This window comes from Cellulomonas wangleii (assembly GCF_018388445.1).
In the GTDB taxonomy this organism is placed as follows: Bacteria; Actinomycetota; Actinomycetes; order Actinomycetales; family Cellulomonadaceae; genus Cellulomonas; species Cellulomonas wangleii.
This window is the reverse complement of sequence record NZ_CP074405.1, coordinates 3320735-3337995: the sequence shown is the minus strand read 5'-3', so window position 1 is coordinate 3337995 and position 17261 is coordinate 3320735. Positions and strand designations below refer to the sequence as shown.

Here is a 17261-nt window from a genome sequence, read left to right as displayed (position 1 = left end):
CGGAGGGCCCGGTGTTCCTACGCTCGGGGTGTGACCGCACAGCTGACGCCGCGCGCGACCGACCTCGGGCTCGCGCTCGGGACGGTCGCCGTCGTCGCGCTCACCATCGGCGCGGGCGTCTCGGCCGAGCGCGACCCGTCGCCCGTGGCGTACGCGTTCGCCGTGGGGTTCGGTGCCGTGCTGCTCGTGCGCCGCCGGTGGCCCGTCGCGGTCCTGGTCGTGACGGTGCTCGGCATCTTCGTGTACTACGCGCTCGGGTTCCCCGCGATCGGGCAGGCGCTGCCGGCGACGGCCGCGCTGTACTCCGCGGCCGAGCTGGGGCGCACCCGGGCGGCGCTCGCCGTGGGGGCGGTGCTCGTCGGCGTCGCCGCGTACTTCCGCATCGCCGAAGGACTGCCGGTGAGCTACCTGCTGAGCTACGACCTGCTCACCAACGTGGCGCTCGTCGCGGCGGCCGTGGCCCTGGGCGAGAGCGTGCGCGCGCGGCGCCGGTCGCGGGAGGACCAGGAACGGCTGCGGGTCGCGGCGCTGGCCGAGCAGGCCGCCGACGCGGAGCGCCGCATGGAGGCGCAGCGCGTGCGGATCGCGCGCGACCTGCACGACAGCATCGGGCACACCGTGTCCGTGGTCGCGGTGCACGCGGGCGTCGCCGCCGAGGCCGTGGGCCGGGACGACGCGCTGGCCGCCGCGTCGATCGCGCAGGTGCGGGAGGCGACCGGTGCGACGCTGCGCGAGCTGCGCGCGACGGTCCGGCTGCTGCGCGCGTCGCACGAGGGGACGGCCCGCGGCGCCGTCGGGCTGGCGGGGGTGGGCGCGCTCGCGGCGTCGGCGCGTGCCGCCGGGCTGGAGGTCGACCTGCGGCTCGACGTGCCGGACGGCGCGGTGGACGGGGCGATCGGCGCCGGCGCCTACCGGATCGTCCAGGAGGCCCTGACCAACGTGATGCGGCACGCCGACGCCGCCCGGGTCACGGTCGCGGCGGGCGTGGCCGACGGCTGGCTCGACCTGCGCGTCGACGACGACGGCACCGGGCCGGTGCGCGCCGCGGCGACCGCGGGGCAGGGGCTGCGCGGCATGGCCGAGCGCGCCGCGCTGCTCGGGGGGACGCTCGCCTCCGGCCCGGGCGACGGCGGCGGCTTCACCGTGCACGCCCGGCTCCCCGCGAGGCTCGACGCATGATCGGCGTCGTCCTGGCCGACGACCAGGAGCTGCTGCGCGCCGGCCTGCGCGCCCTCGTCGAGCGGGACGGGGACATCGCCGTGGTGGGGGAGGCCGCGACCGGGCGGCAGGCCGTGGCGCGCGTGCGCGAGCTGCACCCCGACGTCGTGCTCATGGACGTCCGCATGCCCGACCTCGACGGCATCGAGGCCACCCGCGCGATCGTCGACGACGCCGCGCTCGCGGGCACCGCGGTGCTGGTGCTGACCACCTTCGACGAGGACGAGAACGTGTTCGCCGCGATCCGGGCCGGCGCCGCCGGGTTCCTGCTCAAGGACGTGGCCCCCGACGAGCTGCGGCAGGCGGTCCGCACCGTCGCGGCGGGCGAGGCGCTGCTCGACCCCGCCGTGACCCGGCGCGTCATGCGTGCCGCCGCCGCGCGACCGCCCGCCGCCGACACGGCCCCCCTCGGGGTGCTGACGGACCGCGAGCGTGAGGTGCTGCGGGAGATCGGGTCCGGTCGCTCCAACCAGGAGATCGCCGACCGGCTGCACCTCAGTCCCGCGACGGCGCGGACCTACGTCTCCCGCCTGCTGACCAAGCTCGCCGCGCGCGACCGCTCCCAGCTCGTGGTGCTGGCCCACCGCACGGGCCTGGTCGGCGCGTCGGCGGCGGACGACGCGCCACCGGGCTCACGTCCCGCGCGGTGACCGCGCGGCCGTGCCGTCAGCGGCGACGCGCCACCAGGACCGCGTCGCGCACGGTGACCTCGACGCCGTCGTGCGGGATCGTGCGCACGAGCACCTGCGGCTCGATCGACGCCCACTGCGTGGGGTCCAGGTCGGCGGCCACCTGGTCCGCCGTGTGCCCCAGCCGCGCGAGGTGGGGCCGGGGCACGGGCCCGTCGAGGTCCGACGGGTCGTGCCCGACGACGAGCAGCGTCCCGCCCGGCGCGACGGCGTCGGCGAGCCAGTGCCACCCACGCCCACCCTCGGCGTGCAGGTAGTGCGACGTCACCAGGTCGTACCGCTGCGACGGCACCCAGGTCCGCAGGTCGGCCTGCACCCAGGTGACGTCGAGCCCGCGCCGCGCCGCCTCGGCGGCACCCCGGTCGAGGGCCGTGCGCGACGCGTCCACCGCCGTGACCCGCCACCCCCGCTCGGCGAGCCACACGGCGTCCCCGCCCTCGCCCGCACCGGCGTCGAGCGCCGTCCCGGGCGGCAGGTCGGACGCGAGCTGCACGAGCGAGGCGTTGACCCGCCCGCTCCACAGCCGGTCCTGCGAGCGGTACCGCTCCTCCCACCAGGCGGGGTCGAGGGTCTCCTCGGGCAGGTCGTGCACGGTCCGGTCGTGCACGGTCCGGTCGTGGTCGGTCCGGTCGTGGTCGGTCCGGTCGTGCCGGCTCTGGTCGGGTGTCGAGTGCTCGTGCACGGGGTCTCCTGAGGGGCGGGTCGGTCGGGCGGTCAGGTCGTGCGGGCGCCCGGTCAGGCGTCGACGGTCGCGCGCGCCGCCGCGACGTCCGCGGCCACCAGGGAGGCGTTGACGTGCGCACCCGCCTTCGACCCCGCGGCGATGCTCGACGGCAGCGCGTGCTGCGGGCCGGTGACGTTCCCGGCCGCCCACACGCCGGGGACGGACGTGGCCCCCGTCTCGTCGACCGTGACGGCGCGTCCGGTGTCCTCGCCGTCCGCGTCGAGCGTCGTGGTCTCGAGCCCCAGCGCGTCGACCACGGCCGCGTCGAGCACGGCCCGGGTGGCGATGAACACCGCGTCGCAGGGCACCAGCCCGCCGTCGGCGAGCACGAGGCCGGTCAGCGTGTCCTGCTCGGTCCGCACGCCCGTCACCGGGCCGCGGACCACCCGCACGCCGCGGGCCGCGAGGTCCGCCGCGTCGTCGGCGCCGGGTTCGAAGGTGTCGCCCGTCAGCAGGGTCACGTCGTCGCTGAGCTGGCGCACCAGCAGCGCCTGGTGCACGGCCCGCGGCCCGGTGGCCAGCACCGCCAGGGTGCGCTCGCGGACCTCCCAGCCGTGGCAGTACGGGCAGTGCAGCGCGTCACGGCCCCACCGGGCGGCCAGCCCCGGGACGTCGGGCAGCTCGTCGCGCATGCCGGTGGTCACGACGAGGCGACGCGCACGGTGGGTGGCGCCGTCGGCGGTGCGGACCTCGAAGGCCGGCTCGGCCGGGCCGCGGTCGCCGGCGGCGTCGTCCACCTCCCGTGCGTCGACGACCCGTGCCGTGACGATCTCGACGTCGTACCGCTCGACCTCGTCGCGTGCGGTCGCGAGCAGGTCGGCGGGCGCCGTACCGTCCCGGGTCAGCAGGTTGTGCGCGTGCGGCGACACGGCGTTGCGCGGCTCGCCCGCGTCCAGGACGCGCACGGTGCGTCGGGAGCGTCCCAGGCTCATGGCGGCGGCGAGCCCGGCGGCGCCGCCGCCGATGACGAGGACGTCGACGGGGGTGGGGGTGGTCGGCATGGCACGAGCCTGCGCCTCACGTGCCGGGTTGACAAGTGCAGTTGCCGTATCGGCAAACTGCGGGATGGACGACGACCTCGACGCGGTGCTCGGCACCGTGGGACCACGACTGCGGGCCCTGCGCGAGCAGCGGGAGGCGACGCTCGCGGACGTCGCGGCGGCCACGGGCATCTCCGTGAGCACCCTGTCGCGACTGGAGTCGGGGCTGCGCCGGCCCGCGCTGGAGCTGCTTCTCCCGCTCGCGCGGTTCCACGAGGTGACGATCGACGAGCTCGTCGACGTCCCGGCGGGCGACGACCCGCGCGTGACGGCGCAGCCGACGGTGCGGCACGGCGTCACGTACGTGCCGCTGAGCCGCCGTGCGGACGGGCCGCGCGCGTACCGGATGGTGTACCCGCCGCGCACGCCGGAGCAGGGCGAGCCGCGTGTGCACGACGGGTACGAGTGGGTCTACGTGCTCAGCGGCACGCTGCGGCTGGTGCTCGGCGGGCGCGCGCTGGACCTGGCCCCGGGCGAGGCTGCCGAGTTCGACACCCGTGTGCCGCACTGGCTGGGGAACGTGGGCGACGAGCCCGTCGAGGTCCTGGCGCTGTACGGACCGCAGGGGGAGCGCATGCACGTGCGCGCCCGGCCCCGCCGCGCCGACGGCTGACCCGAGGGGCCCTCAGCCGAGGGCCGCCGCGACCACCAGCAGCACCGGCACGCACAGCACGGTGGTGAGCAGGCCGGCGTCGCGGGCCAGCGCCTCGCCGTGGCGGTACTGCATCGCGTAGACCAGCACGTTCTGGGCGGTGGGCAGGGCGGCCATGGCGACCACGGCGAGCAGCGCCGGCGCGGGCAGCCCGAGGGCGGTCCCGACGCCCCAGGTGAGCACCGGGTGCACGACCGACCGCAGCCCGACGGCCAGCGCCAGGTCGCGGCGGGGTGCGGCGTCCGCGGTGGTGCGCGGGGCGGCGAGCGACATGCCGAACGTGAGGAGCGCCAGCGGTGCGGCCGCGGCGCCGACGAGCGCGAACGGCTGGAGCACGACCTCGGGCACCGACCACGGCAGCGCCGCGAGGACGAGCCCGACGAGGGTCCCGACGATGATCGGGTTGCTCAGCGTGCGGCGCGCCACCCCGGCGACCCGCATCCCAGCCGGTGCGGTGTCGGAGCCGTCCGGGCCGGTGCCCGCGGGTTCCGGGCCGTCCAGCGGCGGCGCGGGGCGGGCGTCGAGGACCGCGAAGGCCACGGGCGCGAGGACCAGGAGCTGGAAGAGCAGCGTGGGCACGACGACGACGGGGTCGTCGAGCAGGTAGACCGCGAGCGGCAGGCCGATGTTCCCGGCGTTGACGTACGACGAGACGAGAGTGCCGACGGTGACGTCGGCGGCGGACCGGTGCCACACGACCCGCAGGACGAGGGCGGCGAGCAGCGCGACCAGCGCGGTGGACGTCCACGTGACGACGGCCGTGCGGGACACCAGCAGGTGCAGGTCGGCGTGGGCGACGGTCGACAGGAGCAGCGCGGGTGCGGCGACGACGAACACGACGCGCGCCAGCACCGGGGCGGCGCGCTCGCCGAGGACGCGCCACCGCCCGAGCACCCAGCCGAGCGCGACGACGGCGCCCATCGTGCCCAGCGCGGCGAGGACGGCACTCACGCGCGGGTCCGGCGCGCGAGGTCGCGGGGTCGCGGGGTCCCCGGGCGCGGCGGGGCGGCGGGGGGCGTCCGGAGCACGCGTCGATCCTCGCACGGACGTCGACCTGGCAGGAAAGCGCTTGCCAACCGAGCGCGCGGCATGCGACGATCCCCGCGTCGGTCCGCGCCCCGTCGGCAACGACGACGGGGCCGCCCGACGCCGTCGTCGGGACTCCCCGGCCCGCACGACCCGCCGCACCGCCGCGCCGGACCGCGCACCCGCGCGCCGCCCTCGGTGCACGACCCGCAGGAGGGCACCGATGCCGCCCGTCGCGCTCGTCACCGGAGGCAACCGCGGGATCGGGCTCGGCATCAGCCGTCGCCTGGTCGCCGACGGGTTCGCCGTCTCGATCCTGGCCACGCGCGAGGAGCCCGCGGACGTGCTGGCCGAGCTGCGCGAGGCCGCGGGCGACCCGGCGCTCGTGCGGTACGTCCGGGGTTCCGTCGCCGACCTCGACGACCACCGCCGCTACGTCGCCGACGCCGTCGACGCGTGGGGCCGCCTCGACCTGCTCGTCAACAACGCGGGCGTCGCGCCGAGCGTCCGCGCCGACCTGCTCGACGCGACGCCCGAGTCGTTCGACCGCGTGCTCGGCATCAACCTGCGCGGGCCGTACTTCCTCACGCAGGAGTTCGCGCGGCGCGTGATCGAGCTGCGCGGCCCCCTCGACGCGCCCCCGGAACCGCCGCAGCGGCCCGTCGCGACGATCGTCAACGTCTCGTCGATCTCGGCGACGACCGTCTCGACGAACCGCGGCGACTACTGCGTCTCGAAGGCCGGCGTCGCGATGGCGACGCAGCTGTGGGCCGTGCGCCTGGCCCCCGAGGGCGTCGTCGTCCACGAGGTGCGGCCGGGCGTCATCGCGACGGACATGACCGCGGGCGTGACCGAGAAGTACGACGCGCTCATCGCGCAGGGCCTCGCACCGGTCAACCGCTGGGGCCGCCCCGCCGACGTCGCGGGCGCCGTCGCGCTGCTCGCGTCCGGTCAGACGCCGTACTCGACGGGCGAGGTCTTCCACGTCGACGGCGGCATGCACGTCCCGGTCCTGTGACCCACGGAGGCGATCACCCATGAGCAGAGGCGACGACCCGACGGGCGCCGCACGTCCCGCGGCTCCCGAGCGGCGCCACGAGCCGCGGACCCTGCGTGTGGCGGGCCACGACGTGCCGGTCGTCACCGCGACCACCGTCGTGGTCGGCACCGGCTCGGCCGGGTACTGCGCGGCCGCGCGGCTGGTGCAGCTCGGCCACGACGACGTCGTCATGGTCGCCGACAAGGTGAACGCGGGGGCGTCGCGCAACGCGGGCTCGGACAAGCAGACGTACTACAAGCTGACGCTGTCCGGCGGTGACGACGACTCCGTGCGCGAGATGGCGCAGACGTTGTTCAGCGGCGGTGCGATGGACGGCGACAACGCGCTGGCCGAGGCCGCCCTGTCGGCGCGCGCGTTCCTGCACCTGGTGGACCTGGGGGTGCCGTTCCCGCAGAACCGGTTCGGGGAGTTCATCGGCTACAAGACCGACCACGACCCGCGGCGGCGCGCCACGTCCGTCGGCCCGTACACGAGCCGGACCATGGTCGAGCGGCTCGAGGCGAGGGTCCGCGCGGACGGCACACCGGTGCTCGACGGCTGCCGCGTCGTCGACGTCGTCACGGTGCCCGACCCCGACGCCGGGCCGGGCGCGCGCCGGGTCGCCGGCCTGCTCGTCCTGCGCACCGACGTGCCGCACGACGGCGCGGCGAGCCCGTGGCTGCTGCTGCGCTGCACCAACCTCGTGTACGCCACCGGCGGCCCGGCGGGGATGTACGCGACGCGCGTGTTCCCGCACGGGCAGTGGGGTGCATCCGGGGCGGCGTACCGCGCGGGCGTGCACGGCAAGAACCTCACCGAGTGGCAGTTCGGGCTCGCGTCGACCAGGCCGCGGTGGAACGTCTCGGGCACGTACATGCAGGTCGTCCCGCGCTTCGTGTCCACCGACGCGGACGGCGGCGACGAGCGCGAGTTCCTCACCGAGGCGGTCGAGGACTACGGGCGCCTGCTGACCCTCGTGTTCCTCAAGGGCTACCAGTGGCCCTTCGACATCCGCAAGGCGCGCGACGGGTCGTCCCTGATCGACCTGCTGGTGCACCGCGAGACCGTGCTGCGCGGGCGCCGGGTCTTCCTCGACTTCCGCCGCAACCCCGTGCGCGACGACTTCGACGCCACCGCGATGAGCCCCGAGGCGTACGGGTACCTGGAGCGGGCCGGGGTGCTGGGCGGCACGCCGATCGAGCGGCTGCGGCGCATGAACGAGCCCGCGTACCGGTTCTACCTCGAGCGCAACCCCCAGGTGGACCTGGAGACCGACCTCCTCGAGGTGGACGTCTGCGCGCAGCACAACAACGGCGGCCTCGTCGTGGACGCCTGGTGGGAGTCGAACGTCAGCGGCCTGTTCCCCGTCGGCGAGGCGGCCGGGGCGCACGGCGTGTACCGCCCGGGCGGGGCCGCGCTCAACAGCGGCCAGGTGGGGGCGACGCGGGCCGCGCAGCTCGTCGCTGCGCGCCGCGACAGCCCGCCGCTCGACGACGCGGCGTTCGCGGCGGCGGCCGCGCCCGTGCTCGGCGCCGCGCTCGACCTGACGGTCCGTGCGACCGGCCGGGCCGCGGCCGGCGTCCCCGACAACACCGGTGACCTGCTGCGCGACGTGCAGGTGCTCATGAGCCGCGACGCCGGGCCGGTGCGCTCGGCCGCGTCCGTCCACGCCGCGCTCGAGCAGGTGCACGCCTGGCTCACCGGCTACCGCGACCTGGTCACCGCCGACCCCGGCTCCCGGCGGTCCGTCGACCGGACGTTCCTGGTCCGCGACGTGCTGACCAGCGCGTACGTGTACCTGTCGGCGATGGCCGACTACCTGGCGCACGGCGGGCGGTCCCGCGGGTCGGTGCTGTACACCGACCCCGACGGGGAGCTGCCGCTGGCCGGGCCGGACGGTGAGCCGCTCGACCTGCCGGAGCTGTACCGGTTCCGGCTCGACGCGGGCGCCCTGGACGGCGAGATCCAGGAGACGGCCTGGGTCCCGCCGGGTGGGGCGTCACCCGTCACCGACGACGGCCGGGCCTGGGCGCCGGTGGCGCCGCGCGACGCCGACGACCCCGCGGGGCTGCCGGTCTTCCGGTGGCGACCGCGGCGTCCCGTGCCGGAGGACGACGACTTCTTCGAGAACGTCTGGCGGGAGTTCCGCGAGCACGGCAACGTGCCCTGATGCGTCCGTCGCCGCGTCGGGTGCGACCCCGTCCGGGAGGTCCCGGGCGGGGTCGTCGGCGTGCGCGGCCACAGTGCGGACGCCTGCGGACGAACCGGACGTCCGGGGGTAGCGTCGGCGGCGTCGTGACACGGGGTGCCGCATCCGCGGCTGAGATCACACCCGTCGAACCTGATCTAGGTCGCACTAGCGAAGGGATGTCGCGCATGTCTCCCATGCGTCCGCTGCCGTCCGCCCATCTGCACCCGCACGCCCTGCACCCGCACGGCCTGCCCGGCGTGCGAGCACGGCGAGGTCCCGGGGCCGGCTGACCCGCCCACGCCGGCCCGCGTGACGTCACGCGGGCGGGCGTCGTCGTGCCCGTCCCGTACCGCCGCGCGCGGTGGGCGGCGCACGCCTCCGCGCACGTCCTGCCGCCCGCGTCGTCGTGGCGGGGGTGACGCGCGCCTGGAGGCGGTGCCGTCGCGCCCGCACCGACCCACCGGAGACACCCGTGCCCGCAGCACCCGCCGGTCCGACCCCGGCTGCACCGACCCGCACGGCCCCGACCCGCACGGCCCCGACCGCGGACGGGGCCACGCCGTGACCCGGGCCTCGGGCCGCCGGACGGGTGGTTGGCGCGCGTGGTGCAGCCTGGGCGCCGTCCTCGTGGCGTGGGCCGCCGCCAGTGCGACGGGTGCGGTCGACCCCCGGGTGCTGCCCGGACCGGTCGACGTCGCGCGCGCCGCGGCCGACCTGGTGGCCACCGGGACGCTGCTGCCCGCGCTCGCGGTCAGCGTGGGCCGTCTCGCGGCGGGTGCGCTCCTCGGCACGGGGGCCGGGCTGGTCCTCGGGCTCGTCGCCGGGCTGTCGCCGATCGGCCACGACGTCGTCGACCGGCCCCTGCAGGCCGTGCGGGCCGTGCCGTTCACCGCCCTGACCCCGCTGCTGGTCGTGTGGTGGGGGCTGGGTGAGACGCCCAAGGTGCTGCTCGTCGTGCTGGCGAGCGCCGTGCCCGTGTACGTCGCGACCGTCACCGGGGCCCGGAGCGTCGACTCCCGCCTGCGGGAGGTCGCGGCGGCGCAGGGCGTGGGCCGGTGGGTCACCGTGCGGCGCGTCGTGCTGCCCGGCGCGCTGCCCTCGGTGCTCGCCGGCGTGCGGCTCGCCCTGGGCACCGGCTGGGTCGCGGTGATCGTCGCCGAGCAGGTCGCCACCGACCGCGGGGTCGGGGCGCTGCTCACCGACGCCCGGACGTGGGCGCGCACCGACGTCGTCCTCGTCTGCGTCGCGCTGTACGCGGTGCTCGGCCTGGTCACCGACGCCCTGGTGCGCGGTGTGGAGCACCGGGCGCTGCACTGGCGTGCTCCCGGGCCCGTCGCCCGGGCCGTCGCCCCCACCCCTGCCGTCCCGGCGTCCGACGCCCCCGGCGGGCCCCCGCCGGCCCGGCATCCCCTGCCACCCGCCCGACCCCCGACCCAGGAGCCCGCATGACACCGCGCCCCCGTCCCCGCCGTGCACCGCGCGGAGCCGTCCCGTGCCGCACCCGGTCACGCCCCCGTCCGCCCGGCGCGTCCGCGTCGGCCGTGGTCGCGGTGCTCGCGCTGGCGGGCTGCGCCGCGGCGGGCGCTGGGTCCGGAGGGTCGTCCGCGCCCACCGGCGCACCCGCCACCACCCTGCGCGTCGGTCCGCTGTCGACGCAGAACCTGCTGACGCTCGCGGTCGACGACGGCCTGGCCGCCCAGCACCTGGCGGACGTCGGCGTCGACCTGGCGGTGTCCCCGTCGTTCCCGGCCTTCGCCCCCGCCGCCGAGGCGCTCGCGGCGGGCCACGTCGACGTCGTCTCCGGCTCCACCACGGCCGTGGTCGCCGCGCTCGCCGGCACACCCGACCTCGTCGTGGTGGCCGTCGAGCACGACGCGGGCGACACCCAGGGCATCGTCGCCCACGGTGACGTCACGGACGTGGCCGGCCTGGCCGGGCGCTCCGTCGCGGTGAACCGCGGCGGCACGGGGGAGTACCTGCTGCGGCTCGCGCTGCGGGAGGCGGGGCTGACGCCCGAGGACGTCACGGTCGAGCACCTCGCGCCGCCGGACGCCGCGAGCGCCTTCGCCGCCGGGCGCGTCGACGCGTGGGCGACGTGGGACCAGTACCTCGTGGGCGCGCAGGCGCTGCCGGGGGTGCGGACCGTCGCGCTCGCGCGCGACCTGGGGTCGGACAACCGGACCGTGCACGTCACGACCCGCGACGTCGTCGAGCGGCACCCGGCGGCCGTGGCCGCGCTGTACGACGCCCTGGTCGCGGAGGCCGACGCGCTGCGGGCCGACCCGGCGCGCCGGGCCGGGGCGTACCGGGCGTCGGGTGCGGACGCGCAGGTCGCGGCCGCGCTCGGCGCGCTGGAGACGCCGGACGTCCGGCCGGCCGACGACGGCTTCGCCGCCGAGCTGGCGCGCGTCGCCGCGCTCTACGTCGAGGAGGGGATGATTCCGGGCGCGGTCGACGTCACGGGCGTCGCCGTCGACGCGACGCGGCTCATCCGTGCCGAGGACGGCGGGGTGCGGCCGTGAGCGTGCGGGCGCGCGGGCTGCGGCGGGGGTTCGGCGGTCGGGACGTCCTGGCGGGCCTCGACCTCGACGTGCCCGCGGGCGCGTGCGTGGCGGTCGTCGGGCGCAGCGGGGGCGGCAAGTCCACGCTGCTGCGCGCGCTGGCGGGCCTGGACCCGGGCGCGCGGGCCGACCACCTGGAGGTGGCGGACCCCACGGCCGTCGTGTTCCAGGAGCCGCGGCTGCTGCCGTGGGAGCCGGTGTGGCGCAACGTCCTGCTCGGCCCGGGCCCGGTGCCGCGCGCGTCGGACCGGCCGCGGGCGCTCGCCGCGCTCGTCGAGGTCGGCCTCGCGCACCTGGCCGACGCGTGGCCGCTGACGCTGTCCGGCGGGGAGGCGCAGCGCGTCGCGCTGGCCCGCGCGCTGCACCGCGAGCCGCGCGTGCTGCTGCTGGACGAGCCGTTCGGTGCGCTCGACGCCCTCACCCGTCTCGGTGCGCACGCGCTGCTGCGGGAGGTGCGGGCGGCGCGGCCGGTGGCCACGGTGCTGGTCACGCACGACGTGGACGAGGCGCTCGCCCTCGCGGACGAGGTCCGCGTGCTCGACGGCGGCCGGCTGACCGCCGCCGTCGAGCCCGGGTCGTGCGACGCCCGCGGGGTCCTGCTGGAGCGGCTGGGGGTGCCGCGGCCGGTCAGAGGGCCGAGTCGCGCATGCTCCCCGTGAGCCCGCCCTCGAGGTGCACGACGAGGCACTGGACCACGTCGTCGCCCTGCGCCCAGCTCTCCGGGGTGGGGGAGAGGTAGGTGTAGTCGAGCGTGGACTCCTCGTACGACGTCCCGACGAACCCGGCGAACGCGTCGTAGCAGAACTGGTCGGCGTGCGTCGGCGTCTCGGCCTCGGCGTCCGCGGCCAGCGCCAGGTCGCTCTCGTGCTGCTCCTGGGTGAGGGTCGTCTCGGCGTAGATCTCGGCGTCGTGCTGCTCGGCGCACGGCACGGTCGGCAGTGCCGCGAACTCGGTGGCCTCCTCCGACTCCGCGAGGTAGTTGAGGCAGTCGCCCACCTGCAGCGAGAAGACGTCGGCCTCGGCGGAGGCCGTGATCTCGCCGCCGGGCTCGTCGCGCTGGGCGGCCTCGGGGCTGTCGCCCAGGACGGCGTCGACGACGGTGCCGCAGCCGGACAGGGCCACGGTGAGGGCGAGAGCGAGGGCGGGGACGGCGGTCGTGCGCCGGGTACGGAAGGTCACGGCGAGCAGTGAAGCAGCCCGACCCCTGCGGCCGTGATCGTGTCGGATCTCGATCCGGTGACGATCCTGTGAGTGCGCCGCGCGGCGGTCACAGGTGCGGCAGGACGTACCGCACGTGCCGCTCCGCCATCGTGCCGAGCGTCCGCTCGGGCGGCGCCGCCCAGACCTCCTCGTGGAAGATCTCGACCTCCACGTCGCCGGTGTAGCCGGCGTCGCGCACCCACCGGGTGATCGTCGCGAAGTCCACGTAGCCGTCGCCCACGTGCCCGCGGGAGAGCAGCGGGTCGGCCGCGAGCGGCAGCACCCAGTCGCACACCTGGTACCCGGCGAGGCGCCCCTCGGCTCCCGCGCGGGCGATCTGCCGCTGCAGGTCCGGGTCCCACCACACGTGGTACGTGTCCACCACGACGCCGACCACGTCGGGGTCGAACGGGGCCGCGAGGTCGAGCGCCTGGCCGAGCGTCGAGATCACGGCGCGGTCCGCCGCGAACACCGGGTGCAGCGGCTCCAGCACGAGTCGCACGCCGTGCGCGGCCGCGTACGGGGCGAGCTCGGCGATGCGGTCGGCGACGCGCCGACGGGTCGCGACGACGTCGCGGGCCGGGTCGTCGGGACCGTCGGCGGCCGGGGTACCCGCGGGGTAGGGGAGCGCCGGGCCGCCCGGGCCGGACGCGGCGGGCAGGCCGCCGACGACCAGGACGAGCTCGTGCGTGCCGAGCGTCGCGGCCTCCCGGATCGCGAGCCGGTTGTCGTCGAGGGCGACGCGGGCGGCGTCGTCGTCGGCCGTCGTGAGGAAGCCGCCGCGGCACAGCGACGAGACGCGCAGCCCGTGGTCGGCGACGACCTTCGCCGCGACGTCGGCGCCGACCTCCTGCACGCGGTCGCGCCACACGCCGATGGACGACAGCCCGGCGTCGGCGGCGGCGGCCGCCGCCTGCGGCAGGGTCAGGTGCTTGGTGGTCGCGGTGTTGAGCGACAGGCGGGCCAGGTCCGGGCGGCGCCCGGCGGCCGGCTCGCCGACCGGGGCGACGGGCGTGCTCACAGCGTGATCTCGGGGACGTCGAGCCGACGGCCCTCGTCCGACGAGCGCAGCCCCAGCTCCGCGAGCTGCACGCCCCGCGCGGCGGACAGCAGGTCGAACCGGTGCGGGCGGCCCAGGGCCACGTCGACGAGGAACTCCTCCCACTGCGCCTTGAACCCGTTGTCGAGGTCGGCGTTGGCCGGGACCTCGAGCCACTGGTCGCGGAAGCGCTCGGTGGTCGGCAGGTCGGGGTTCCACACGGGCTTCGGCGTGGCCGAGCGGGGCTGCGCGACGCAGTGGAACAGGCCGGCGACCGCGGACCCGGCGGTGCCGTCGACCTGGAACTCGACGAGCTCGTCACGGTGCACGCGCACGGCCCACGACGAGTTGATCTGCGCGACGACGGGGTCGCCGGCCGGCGTCTCGAGCTGGAAGATCCCGTACGCCGCGTCGTCGGCCGTGGCCTCGTAGGCCTCGCCCTGCTCGTCCCACCGCGTGGGGATGTGCGTCGCGGTCTGGGACGTCACCGTGCGCACCCGCCCGACGATCCCCTCGAGCACGTAGTTCCAGTGGCAGAACATGTCGACGGTCATGCCGCCGCCGTCGGCCGCGCGGTAGTTCCAGGACGGGCGCTGCGCGGGCTGCACGTCGCCCTCCCACACCCAGTACCCGAACTCGCCGCGCAGCGACAGGATCCGGCCGAAGAAGCCCTCGTCGACCAGGCGCCGGAGCTTGACCAGCCCCGGCAGGTAGAGCTTGTCGTGCACGACGCCCGCGGTGACGCCGGTCGTCTCGCGCAGCCGGGCGAGCTCGACCGCCTCGTGCAGCGTCTCGGCGGTCGGCTTCTCGGTGTACACGTGCTTCCCGGCCTTCATGGCCTCGGTGAGGGTGGCCGCCCGCAGGCTCGTCATCGACGCGTCGAACACGACGTCGGTCGCGGGGTCGTGGATCGCGGCCTGCAGGTCCGTGGTCCAGTGCTCGACGCCGTGGCGCTCGGCGACCTCCCGCACCTTCTCCGGGTTGCGGCCGACCAGCACCGGCTCGACCTGCACGCGCGTGCCGTCGGGCAGCGTGACGCCGCCCTGCTCGCGGATGGGCAGGATCGAGCGCAGCAGGTGCTGGCGGTACCCCATGCGGCCGGTGATGCCGTTCATGGCGATGCGCAGGGTGCGCGTGGTCATCGTCGTCTCCGTGGGTCGCGGCGTCGTCGCCTGGCGCCGGGGTGAACCGGCAGGAGGAATGCGCTTTCCGGCACTGTAGCGGCCCGCACCCACCGGCCGTCAACACCCACCCCTCCCGCGGGGAGGGGTGGGTGCCGACGGGTCAGGGGGTGGTGGGCAGGGGGGTGAGGTCGCGCAGCGCGGACGTGACGGCGTCCCGGAACGGCGTCGACGCCGCGACGGCCTCGGGGAACACCTCGCGCAGCGCGAGCAGCCCGCCGACCGGATCCGGCCCGGCGGCCGCCTCGGCCAGCCGCGGCGCGAGCGGGTCGTCGAGCGCCACGGTGCGCCCCGCGACGACGAGCTCACCCGCGGCGGCGGCGCGCACGTACGCGACCCACCCGGCCACGGCGTGCGCGGCGGCGTGCGGGACCGCGCCGGCGGCGAGCCGGTCGGCGACGGTCCCCAGCAGGCGCACCGGCAGCTTCTGCGACCCGTCCATGGCGACCTGCACGGTGGTGTGGCCCGTGCGGGGGTTGGCGAACCGGTGCAGCACCTCGTCCCGGTACGCGGCCAGGTCCGTGCCGTCGGGGGCGACGAGCGTGGGCATGACGTCCTCGTCGACCAGGGCGCGGACCAGGGTCGCCAGGTGCGGGTCGGCGACCGCCTCGGCGATCGTCGCGTACCCGCGCAGCGCGCCGAGGTACGCCAGCGTCGAGTGCGTCGCGTTCAGCACCCGCAGCTTCGCGCGCTCGTACGGCGCGACGTCGTGCGTGAACGTCGCCCCCGCGCGCTCCCACGCCGGACGCGGTCCGGCGAAGTCGTCCTCGACGACCCACTGGAGGAACGGCTCGCCCACGACCAGCGCCTCGTCGTGCAGGCCCAGCAGGCCGGCGGCCTCCGCGCGGTGCGCGTCCGTCGTGGCCGGCACGATGCGGTCGACCATCGTCGAGGGGAAGCGCACGCTCGCGGCGACCCACGCGGCCACGTCCTGCGCCCCGTGCACCGCGGCGAGGCCCTGCGCGACGAGGCCCGCGAGCACCGCGCCGTTGTCGGTGAGGTTGTCGCAGCACACCACCGTCAGCGGGGCGCCGGACGTGCGGTGGCGGCGCACGAGCCCGCGCAGCAGCAGCCCGATCGCGGTCCGGCTGGGCGTCTCGTCGTCGCGCGTCAGCTCCACCGCGGCGGCCGCGAGGTCCGCCGCCACGTCCGGAGCGGCGGCGTCGATCCCGCCGTCGGCCGCGCGCCGGTAGCCCTTCTCGGTGACGGTCAGGGTCACGACGTGCGTCGTCGGCGCCGCGATCGTGTCGAGGACCCGTGCGGTGTCCCGGCCGGGGAAGGCGACGTCACGCACCGACCCGACGACGCGCAGCGTGGAGGCCTGCGCACCGGCGGTCAGCACGCCGTACAGCCCGTCCTGGGGGCGGAGCTGGTCGACCACGCGAGGGCTGCGCTGGGTGACGCCGAGGATCCCCCAGTCGGTCCGGCCGGTCGCGGCGGCGGCGTCCTCGGTGCACACGGCCTGGTGCGCCCGGTGGAACGCGCCGATCCCGAGGTGCACCTGGCCCACCGTGAGGGCGCGGGGGTCGACAGCCGGGCCGCGGACGGTGTCGGGCAGCCCGCGCGCGGTGCGCTGCGCCCAGGTGTCGGCGGACAGGCGGGGCAGGCTCATCGGGTCTCCGGGGGTCGGGGTGGTGGTGCGGTGGTGCCGCGCACCACCAGCTCGACGGGCAGCACGGTGTGCGGCGCGTCGTCGTCGTGCGGGGTCAGCAGCAGGTCGACCGCGGTGCGCCCGAGCCGGGCCAGCGGGACCGCGACGGTCGTCAGGGAGGGCGTCACGAGCGTCGCGACGGGCGCGTCGTCGAACCCGACCACGGAGACGTCCTGCGGCACCCGCACCCCGCGCGTCCGGAGCCGGTCGAGCACCCCGAGCGCCATGAGGTCGTTGTAGGTCAGGACGGCGGTGGCGCCGCTGGCGACCGCGAGGTCGGCGGCACCGACGCCCCCGGCGAACACCGGGGCGTGCGCCCCGAGGTCCAGCACCTCGAGGTCCAGGTCGAGTGCCGCCAGGCCGTCGCGCCGCCGGGCGTCGGACCAGGACCCGGCGGGGCCGCCCGCGTAGGCGATGCGGCGGTGGCCCAGGGCGTGCAGGTGGCGCACCGCCTGACGCAGGCCGTCCCGGTTGTCGACGACGACCGAGGGCAGGTCGGCACCCTCGCGGTTGACCAGCAGCACGGGCCGACCGTCGGCGGCGACCGCCGCGAGGTCGTCGGAGGACATGCGCGGGGAGCAGAGCAGGACCCCGTCGGCCTGCGCCCCGAGCTGTGCGACGAGCTCGGCCTCCAGCCGGGGGTCCTCCTCGGCGTCGGCGACGACCACGGCGTGCCCCGCGGCGCGGGCGCGCGCCTGCACGGCCTTGGCGACGGCCGAGAAGAACGGGTTCTCGAGGTCCGGCACGACGAGGCACAGGTGGCCGCTGCGTCCGGTGATGAGCTCGCGGGCCGCGCGGTTGGGGCGGTAGCCGAGCTCGCGCGCCACGCGGCGCACGAGCTCACGCCGTTCGGGGGAGACGAGGTCCGGCGCGGACAGCGCGCGCGACGCGGTCGCGGCCGAGACGCCGGCGGCACGTGCGACGTCGCGCAGCGTGACGGCCATGGATGCTCCTCCGCGTGGTTGCCCGCACGAGCAGATGATGAAAGCGATTGCAGCACGCTGGCCGCGGCCGCGGCAAGTACGGGGTGCAGTTCTTGCATCAGGCTGG

General features: G+C 76.8%; 16 protein-coding genes and 1 riboswitch. Of the genes, 8 read left to right on the top strand and 8 right to left on the bottom strand.

The window, feature by feature from the left end; all coding sequences use genetic code 11:
- The first annotated feature begins 30 nt into the window (after positions 1-30).
- Positions 31-1179: a sensor histidine kinase gene (locus KG103_RS15375; protein WP_249670625.1), complete on the top strand. Its 1149-nt coding sequence runs from the start codon at positions 31-33 to the stop codon at positions 1177-1179.
- Positions 1176-1868, top strand: a complete 693-nt coding sequence (locus KG103_RS15370) for a response regulator transcription factor (RefSeq protein ID WP_207339381.1) — start codon at positions 1176-1178, stop codon at positions 1866-1868. The genes KG103_RS15375 and KG103_RS15370 overlap by 4 nt, the downstream gene beginning before the upstream one ends.
- Positions 1869-1884: 16 nt before the next feature.
- Here the strand turns inward: KG103_RS15370 and KG103_RS15365 are convergent, their stop codons facing one another.
- Together KG103_RS15365 and KG103_RS15360 are read right to left on the bottom strand one after the other, a co-directional pair.
- Positions 1885-2589, bottom strand: coding sequence for a class I SAM-dependent methyltransferase (locus tag KG103_RS15365; protein ID WP_207339380.1), 705 nt, complete (start codon positions 2587-2589; stop codon positions 1885-1887).
- A 53-nt stretch (positions 2590-2642) separates the two neighbouring features.
- Entirely contained in the window at positions 2643-3632 is a 990-nt protein-coding gene (locus KG103_RS15360; RefSeq protein ID WP_207339379.1) for an NAD(P)/FAD-dependent oxidoreductase, read from the bottom strand.
- Between the two features lie 64 nt (positions 3633-3696).
- Between KG103_RS15360 and KG103_RS15355 the strand changes: the two genes are divergently transcribed.
- Positions 3697-4284: a helix-turn-helix domain-containing protein gene (locus KG103_RS15355; RefSeq protein WP_207339378.1), complete on the top strand. Its 588-nt coding sequence runs from the start codon at positions 3697-3699 to the stop codon at positions 4282-4284.
- 12 nt (positions 4285-4296) lie between these two features.
- On the opposite strand, the gene KG103_RS15350 is transcribed toward KG103_RS15355, so the two are convergent.
- On the bottom strand, positions 4297-5274 hold the full coding sequence (locus KG103_RS15350; protein ID WP_207339377.1) for an AEC family transporter: 978 nt from the start codon (positions 5272-5274) through the stop codon (positions 4297-4299).
- 298 nt (positions 5275-5572) lie between these two features.
- Between KG103_RS15350 and KG103_RS15345 the strand changes: the two genes are divergently transcribed.
- The 5 genes from KG103_RS15345 (at position 5573) to KG103_RS15325 (ending at position 11799) form a co-directional block, all read left to right on the top strand.
- Complete coding sequence (locus KG103_RS15345) at positions 5573-6367, top strand: 3-ketoacyl-ACP reductase (protein ID WP_207339376.1); 795 nt, start codon at positions 5573-5575, stop codon at positions 6365-6367.
- Between the two features lie 19 nt (positions 6368-6386).
- Entirely contained in the window at positions 6387-8558 is a 2172-nt protein-coding gene (locus KG103_RS15340; RefSeq protein WP_207339375.1) for an FAD-dependent oxidoreductase, read from the top strand.
- Positions 8559-8679: 121 nt separating this feature from the next.
- Positions 8680-8773: riboswitch (TPP riboswitch) on the top strand.
- Positions 8774-9251: 478 nt separating this feature from the next.
- Positions 9252-10028 carry an ABC transporter permease gene (locus KG103_RS15335; protein ID WP_213319926.1) on the top strand — a complete coding sequence of 259 codons (777 nt, stop codon included), beginning with the start codon at positions 9252-9254 and terminating at the stop codon, positions 10026-10028.
- Positions 10029-10120: 92 nt separating this feature from the next.
- Positions 10121-11101: an ABC transporter substrate-binding protein gene (locus tag KG103_RS15330; RefSeq protein WP_207339373.1), complete on the top strand. Its 981-nt coding sequence runs from the start codon at positions 10121-10123 to the stop codon at positions 11099-11101.
- Positions 11098-11799, top strand: a complete 702-nt coding sequence (locus KG103_RS15325; RefSeq protein WP_207339372.1) for an ABC transporter ATP-binding protein — start codon at positions 11098-11100, stop codon at positions 11797-11799. The genes KG103_RS15330 and KG103_RS15325 overlap by 4 nt, the downstream gene beginning before the upstream one ends.
- On the opposite strand, the gene KG103_RS15320 is transcribed toward KG103_RS15325, so the two are convergent.
- The 5 genes from KG103_RS15320 to KG103_RS15300 all read right to left on the bottom strand — a co-directional run bounded on the left by KG103_RS15320 (position 11768) and on the right by KG103_RS15300 (position 17155).
- On the bottom strand, positions 11768-12319 hold the full coding sequence (locus KG103_RS15320) for a septum formation family protein (RefSeq protein ID WP_207339371.1): 552 nt from the start codon (positions 12317-12319) through the stop codon (positions 11768-11770). The two genes, KG103_RS15325 and KG103_RS15320, sit on opposite strands and share 32 nt — an antisense overlap.
- A gap of 88 nt (positions 12320-12407) precedes the next feature.
- Positions 12408-13361, bottom strand: coding sequence for a sugar phosphate isomerase/epimerase family protein (locus KG103_RS15315; protein WP_249670624.1), 954 nt, complete (start codon positions 13359-13361; stop codon positions 12408-12410).
- Positions 13358-14521 (bottom strand): Gfo/Idh/MocA family protein, encoded by a 1164-nt coding sequence (locus KG103_RS15310; RefSeq protein ID WP_207339370.1) that lies wholly within the window; start codon positions 14519-14521, stop codon positions 13358-13360. The genes KG103_RS15315 and KG103_RS15310 overlap by 4 nt, the downstream gene beginning before the upstream one ends.
- Positions 14522-14663: 142 nt before the next feature.
- Positions 14664-16172: a mannitol dehydrogenase family protein gene (locus KG103_RS15305; protein WP_207339369.1), complete on the bottom strand. Its 1509-nt coding sequence runs from the start codon at positions 16170-16172 to the stop codon at positions 14664-14666.
- Entirely contained in the window at positions 16169-17155 is a 987-nt protein-coding gene (locus tag KG103_RS15300) for a LacI family DNA-binding transcriptional regulator (protein WP_207339368.1), read from the bottom strand. Before KG103_RS15300 ends, KG103_RS15305 begins: the two co-directional genes overlap by 4 nt.
- Between the last annotated feature and the right edge of the window lie 106 nt (positions 17156-17261).

Excerpts from the sequence above, each read along its gene's own strand:
- KG103_RS15370 (WP_207339381.1), top strand. The coding sequence starts at position 1,176 with ATGATCGGCGTCGTCCTGGCCGACGACCAGGAGCTGCTGCGCGCCGGC.
- KG103_RS15360 (WP_207339379.1), bottom strand. The coding sequence starts at position 3,632 with ATGCCGACCACCCCCACCCCCGTCGACGTCCTCGTCATCGGCGGCGGC.
- KG103_RS15355 (WP_207339378.1), top strand. The coding sequence starts at position 3,697 with ATGGACGACGACCTCGACGCGGTGCTCGGCACCGTGGGACCACGACTG.
- KG103_RS15345 (WP_207339376.1), top strand. The coding sequence starts at position 5,573 with ATGCCGCCCGTCGCGCTCGTCACCGGAGGCAACCGCGGGATCGGGCTC.
- KG103_RS15340 (WP_207339375.1), top strand. The coding sequence starts at position 6,387 with ATGAGCAGAGGCGACGACCCGACGGGCGCCGCACGTCCCGCGGCTCCC.
- KG103_RS15310 (WP_207339370.1), bottom strand. The coding sequence starts at position 14,521 with ATGACCACGCGCACCCTGCGCATCGCCATGAACGGCATCACCGGCCGC.
- KG103_RS15305 (WP_207339369.1), bottom strand. The coding sequence starts at position 16,172 with ATGAGCCTGCCCCGCCTGTCCGCCGACACCTGGGCGCAGCGCACCGCG.
- KG103_RS15300 (WP_207339368.1), bottom strand. The coding sequence starts at position 17,155 with ATGGCCGTCACGCTGCGCGACGTCGCACGTGCCGCCGGCGTCTCGGCC.